This window comes from Geminocystis sp. (assembly GCF_041753295.1).
In the GTDB taxonomy this organism is placed as follows: Bacteria; Cyanobacteriota; Cyanobacteriia; order Cyanobacteriales; family Cyanobacteriaceae; genus Geminocystis.
In genome coordinates this window covers 1-4,944 of sequence record NZ_JBGSUU010000006.1, presented here as the reverse complement: position 1 = coordinate 4,944, position 4,944 = coordinate 1, and the positions used below count along the sequence as shown (strand labels likewise).

General features: G+C 31.3%; 8 protein-coding genes and 1 pseudogene. 5 read left to right on the top strand and 4 right to left on the bottom strand.

Features of this window, described 5'->3' with window-relative positions:
• The 5 genes and pseudogenes from ACEW8E_RS00315 to ACEW8E_RS00295 all read left to right on the top strand — a co-directional run.
• On the top strand, positions 1 to 179 hold a 179-nt coding region (locus ACEW8E_RS00315; RefSeq protein ID WP_373478348.1), incomplete at its 5' end, for an IS1 family transposase.
• Positions 180 to 208: 29 nt separating this feature from the next.
• Positions 209 to 538 (top strand): transposase, encoded by a 330-nt coding sequence (locus ACEW8E_RS00310; protein ID WP_373478347.1) that lies wholly within the window; start codon positions 209 to 211, stop codon positions 536 to 538.
• Positions 539 to 584: 46 nt separating this feature from the next.
• Positions 585 to 968: a transposase family protein gene (locus tag ACEW8E_RS00305; protein ID WP_373478346.1), complete on the top strand. Its 384-nt coding sequence runs from the start codon at positions 585 to 587 to the stop codon at positions 966 to 968.
• An 8-nt stretch (positions 969 to 976) separates the two neighbouring features.
• Positions 977 to 1,477, top strand: a complete 501-nt coding sequence (locus ACEW8E_RS00300) for a transposase family protein (protein ID WP_373478345.1) — start codon at positions 977 to 979, stop codon at positions 1,475 to 1,477.
• Between the two features lie 175 nt (positions 1,478 to 1,652).
• Positions 1,653 to 2,615: pseudogene (locus ACEW8E_RS00295) on the top strand (IS701 family transposase); the annotation flags it as partial.
• 26 nt (positions 2,616 to 2,641) lie between these two features.
• Here the strand turns inward: ACEW8E_RS00295 and ACEW8E_RS00290 are convergent.
• Genes ACEW8E_RS00290 through ACEW8E_RS00275 form a run of 4 tightly spaced genes read right to left on the bottom strand, consistent with a single transcriptional unit; the run spans position 2,642 to position 4,813 of the window.
• Positions 2,642 to 3,112 (bottom strand): hypothetical protein, encoded by a 471-nt coding sequence (locus ACEW8E_RS00290; protein WP_373478344.1) that lies wholly within the window; start codon positions 3,110 to 3,112, stop codon positions 2,642 to 2,644.
• Between the two features lie 18 nt (positions 3,113 to 3,130).
• Positions 3,131 to 3,670 carry a DUF2808 domain-containing protein gene (locus ACEW8E_RS00285; protein WP_373478343.1) on the bottom strand — a complete coding sequence of 180 codons (540 nt, stop codon included), beginning with the start codon at positions 3,668 to 3,670 and terminating at the stop codon, positions 3,131 to 3,133.
• A 29-nt stretch (positions 3,671 to 3,699) separates the two neighbouring features.
• On the bottom strand, positions 3,700 to 4,200 hold the full coding sequence (locus tag ACEW8E_RS00280) for a hypothetical protein (protein ID WP_373478342.1): 501 nt from the start codon (positions 4,198 to 4,200) through the stop codon (positions 3,700 to 3,702).
• A gap of 40 nt (positions 4,201 to 4,240) precedes the next feature.
• Positions 4,241 to 4,813: a hypothetical protein gene (locus tag ACEW8E_RS00275; protein WP_373478341.1), complete on the bottom strand. Its 573-nt coding sequence runs from the start codon at positions 4,811 to 4,813 to the stop codon at positions 4,241 to 4,243.
• Between the last annotated feature and the right edge of the window lie 131 nt (positions 4,814 to 4,944).

Below are 4,944 nucleotides of genomic sequence, written 5' to 3'. Positions count from 1 at the left end.
TCAGTAAAACTTACATGATAAGGGTTGAGGGAGAAAATACGAGATTGAGGCACTATCTAGCCAGATTACACAGAAAAACTCTTTGCTATTCAAAGTCTGTGCAAATGTTGAAGTATTCAATTTCACTGTTGATTCATTATCGGTACTTAAACAAAACGATAAAAGAAATTAGGTTATAATTTTTGTATTATAACGTTTTTAGGTCAAAATGAAAGAAACAACATCTTCATCAATGCCACCATGTTTTAATCGCTGGTGTCAAAAAATAGATCCAGTCTTAAAAACAAAGGCTCAAAAAAGAGAATTTAGAAATTATTTAGGGGGGTTGTTAGGAGAAAGTACCAGAAAAAATCTTACTCAAATTGCCACTAATAATGTTGATATTACTTATCATAAATTACATCACTTTTTAACGGAATCAACCTGGAATTATGAGGAAGTAAACGAAAAAAGATTAGAAATTATTAGCTCTTGTCGTCAAACCAAAATTAGTCGTCATTTTGCTTTAATTATTAGACATCTCCAAAATAGAAAATAAGCTAAAATAATAAATCTATAAATATTATATTAGCCGATTACTCCTAATGAATAAAACTTTAGAATATATCTATAATAACCCAAAAGAAACGAAAAGAATAATTGGTATTACTTACCCACAGTTAAAACAACTAATAGAAAATGCCATAAAAATTAATACGAATAAAAAGAATGCAATTTCTGCGGAGAGAAAATTATTAATTAAGAGTGGGGGTGGAAGAAAAAAACATCTAAATGCTGAAGATGAAATTATTTTAACTTTATATTATTTACATCATATACCGACTTTTCAAATATTAGGAATACATTTTGGAGTAAGTGAGTCAACAGCAAATAATATTTTTCATTATTGGATAGATATTTTAAGAGAATTATTACCACCAAGTTTATTAGAACAAGTAAAAAAAAAGAAAATGAATATTTATGGGTAACAGAAATATTGACAGAATTAGAATTAATTGTAGATACGACAGAACAAGCTAGAAACAGACCAAAAGACGATGAAAAACAGAAAGATTATTATTCAGGAAAGAAGAAAAATCACACATTTAAAAATCAAATAATAACAACACCAAAAGGAAATGAAATAGTAGATGTAATAGTGGGAGAAAAAGGGAGAGTAAGTGATGTAAATTTATTGAGAAAACAACAAGAAAATTTTGATAAAAAACAAAAATTTCAAGGGGATAAAGGTTATCAAGGAGGTGAAAGAATAACCACACCAAAAAAGAAACCAAGAAAAAAAGAAATGCCAGAAGAAATAAAGGAAGAGAATAAAAGAAAGGCACAAAAAAGAATATTTGTAGAACATGTAATGAGATTAATAAAAATATTTAGAATAGCGGGAGAAAGATTTAGATTAAAAGAAGAAAATTATGAAAAAGTAATCCTAACAATATGTGGATTAGTGAGATTAAGAATAGGAGCGTTAGTATTATAAATAAATATAAATAATAAAAAAAGAAATAATATATGATGAACAAATAAATCTTGATTTAGACAAGGCAAATATATAAAAGCCTTATTTTATCGTTGCAGTTGATAAGTATTTATAAGAATACTAAATATGCTATAATCAACTGATGGAGAGAATTTGTCAATTTTTGGAGATGTCTATTGATGATTCAGGACATCGTAAAAGTGGAAATTTTACTGACTGTGTTGGAAGACAATATATTGGTGAAATTGGTAAAACTGAGAATGGCAATGTTATTGTTACTACTCATGGTTATGATGGTGTAAGAAGTTTTCCATTAGATGTTGAATTATATCAAAAAGCCGAAAATTTACCATTAGGAAAAGATGACCCAAAATTTCAAAAAAAACCAGAAATTGCGGTTAATTTAATTGAAAAATCCTTGAACAGAAATTATATTCCTTCCATAATCTTGATGGATGGTGGTTATGGTAATAATAGTGCTTTACTTGAGAAAATAGAAGAAAAAAAACTTCATTATATCGGAGTAATCGCCAAAAATAGAAATGTTTTTTTAGCTCAAGAAAATAGTTTATCAGAACAAAAAAGAATCGATGAAATAGCTTCATCATTGCCTCCAGAAAGTTTTGAAGAAATAAAAGTAGGTGAACATGAGAAAAAAAGTCTTTGGATTGCCACAATAAAGATTAAATTATCGGCTTTAAATGGTATCAAAACAGTAGCTATCGTTATGAATGCACAGAGTTTTGAAAAAGCCACAGATATAGATTATTTAATCACAAATAAAGTGGGTGAGAAAATTACAGCCCATTGGATTGTGGAAACTTATAGTCAAAGAAATTGGATAGAAGTATTTTTTCGGGAAATAAAAGGATGGTTAGGATTATCAGAGTATCAGGTCAGAAATAAAAGAAGTTTGATGAGACATTTTATCTTAGTATTTTGTGCCTATACTTTTATCCAATGGCATCGATTAACAGGAGGATTAAGAAGGCAATGGGGAAATAAACCCTTAAATACTTTTGGTGAAGCCTTAGAAGCGTTTCGCACCGCCATATCTTTTCGCTTTTTTCAATGGTTAAAAGATAATATTGAGGTATTTACTAATTATAAAGCAAGTTTGGGCTTTGTTTGGGCATAATTTTTGTTTAAGTACCGCTAGGTTATTTAATTCCAAAATGGATTAGTTAGGTCAATAGTACAAGCCATATTTTGATTTTCAAAGGTATTAATCCAATTTTTCAGGGGTGATTTACCTTCATTACCTTTTAACCAAGTGACAGTAATCAGGTTAATAGTATTTTCATCGGATTCACAGGAAAACTGAACGGCATTATCAGGAATATTGATTAATTGTTCTTGACATTGCCATTGATTAGTTTCCATTTCCATCGTTTCTTGCCAATTTGTCACCATTTTGACTTCTACTAAAATCCCCTGATTTCCTTGATTGCAATACCATGTTTTTAACTGATTGGGATCATTAGGTAAATCATCCACTGCTGCTGGAATTATGGTGGGAATCTTTGAGGGTGTTTGAGCTTTAAGGGGATTTAAGATTAAATTACCCCACGCAACACTTAATAACATAGCAATTCCTAAATAATGCCCCGAAATCGTAAATATTTTTAAATTCATCGTGTAAATATTTTTTAACTAAAACAATCTATAAAAGCTAAATCTTCCCACTCCCATGGGTAAACCAGTGGCATTATTTCCTGCGGGAAAAGCGGTTACGCGATACAGATAAGTGTCATCATCTGGAGGATTTCGGAAGGCTTCAAGACGAACGCTGAAAGTTGTTCCAGGAGGTACAGGCGGATCAAAAACCACCGTTACCGCCTGAGTTTGGGGATCTTGAGTAGTTTTTATGGAAAGAGGTGTACCTACATTTCCCTGAGTACCGATAAAAGCATAAGTACTCGATACATTGATAGGAATGACATTAACGTTTTGTTGTTGTTGAATAGTTACTTTTCCTAAAGATTCCACGGAGTTATTGGGTAGGTGAAAGGTGAAATAATAATGAGCATTGGGCCAGTTGATGGTAGAGTCAGGGGTTTGTGCCCCTACAAAAACGGGGGGTTGTCCAGTGAAAAAATTAGGATTATCAGTCTGTTGGGCATAAGTAGAAGGATAAAAAAAAAGACTACTTGTACTTAATAAAAAAGGTGAAATCAGTTTAACTATTTTCATAGATTTGCTCTTTTTAATTATTAATAAACTTATGTTAGTTCAGAATTTTTTGGAGCGAAAAATAATTTACTTAAGTTTCCTTTACCTAAATAATTATCAATTTCTTGAAAAATATTGTGAATCAAAAAAATCATTGAGACACATAAAGTTACTGCTAAAAAATGAGAGAAATGACGGGTTTCTAAAAATAGTTCGATGGCCCCTCCAATGGCTTTAGTTTCTTTATAGGCATGGAAAAGATTTTCAATCATAGAAATAACTAAAACCGCAACAGTATAAAGAAAAGTCTTGTATAAAACATTTATATAACGGGGGGAATGAGCATAACGATTTAAGATCGGAGTCATATCCATAATTGCTACTGCTTTAGCTGCCACTAATGAACTAATAATTGCCTTAGAAAAAACATAAATATTAATATCATATTGATCTAAAAAAAGTTTCATCATGATCAAAATAAAGCCAAATCCTATCATAAAAAAAAGGGACAAAGAGCCAATTTTTTTTAGTTCTTCTTTCAGTTTTTCCATAATTAGCAATAGTTCTTTTTATTTGTAAATTTATCTATTCTTATCTTAGAGGGCCACCGTAACCACCATAAACACCAACCCCACGAGTACCAACTCCCACCCCATGAAAACCAGATCCTACTCCTCCTCCTGCACCAATCCAGTCAATAAATAAGGCACTTTGACCTCCTGTTTTCGGCATTGTACCTTCGATTACTTTGTAGTTATAAACTATGTCTTTACCATCAATAACAGGGTTACTAATTTCGATTACCACTAAACTATTTTGAGGTTGTCCTTTTTCATAAACGGAAAGAGTAGCATTGGGAGGATCATTTGTGAAATTGTCTGAACCTGCACTAGCAGTCCATTCTTTCATATATTCAGGGGTAGTAATATGACCGGCTAAACGTACAGGGCGATCGGCAAAATAAAGAGTTTGAGGATTGACGTTGACTAGGCGAATAGTTTGGTTATCAGTTTTTATGTTATCGGCGGTTTGAACAAACATTAATTGTACTTTTTGTTCTTCCGTTTTTTGTTGTTGGGCTTTGACGGAGGGAAAGTTGGCAGTGACGGAAATAACAGATACTGCTAAAGCTGAAATAGCGAAAAATTGGCGTATTTTTATCATGGAATTACTCTTAAATTTATTAATAATATTTTTAACGGTACTTAAACAAAAATTATGCCCAAACAAAGCCCAAACTTGCTTTATAATTAGTAAATACCTCAATATTATCTTTTAACCATTGAAAAAAGCGA

Coding starts and splice junctions, on each gene's coding strand:
- ACEW8E_RS00310 (WP_373478347.1), top strand. CDS start 209: ATGAAAGAAACAACATCTTCATCAATGCCACCATGTTTTAATCGCTGG.
- ACEW8E_RS00305 (WP_373478346.1), top strand. CDS start 585: ATGAATAAAACTTTAGAATATATCTATAATAACCCAAAAGAAACGAAA.
- ACEW8E_RS00290 (WP_373478344.1), bottom strand. CDS start 3,112: ATGAATTTAAAAATATTTACGATTTCGGGGCATTATTTAGGAATTGCT.
- ACEW8E_RS00285 (WP_373478343.1), bottom strand. CDS start 3,670: ATGAAAATAGTTAAACTGATTTCACCTTTTTTATTAAGTACAAGTAGT.
- ACEW8E_RS00280 (WP_373478342.1), bottom strand. CDS start 4,200: ATGGAAAAACTGAAAGAAGAACTAAAAAAAATTGGCTCTTTGTCCCTT.
- ACEW8E_RS00275 (WP_373478341.1), bottom strand. CDS start 4,813: ATGATAAAAATACGCCAATTTTTCGCTATTTCAGCTTTAGCAGTATCT.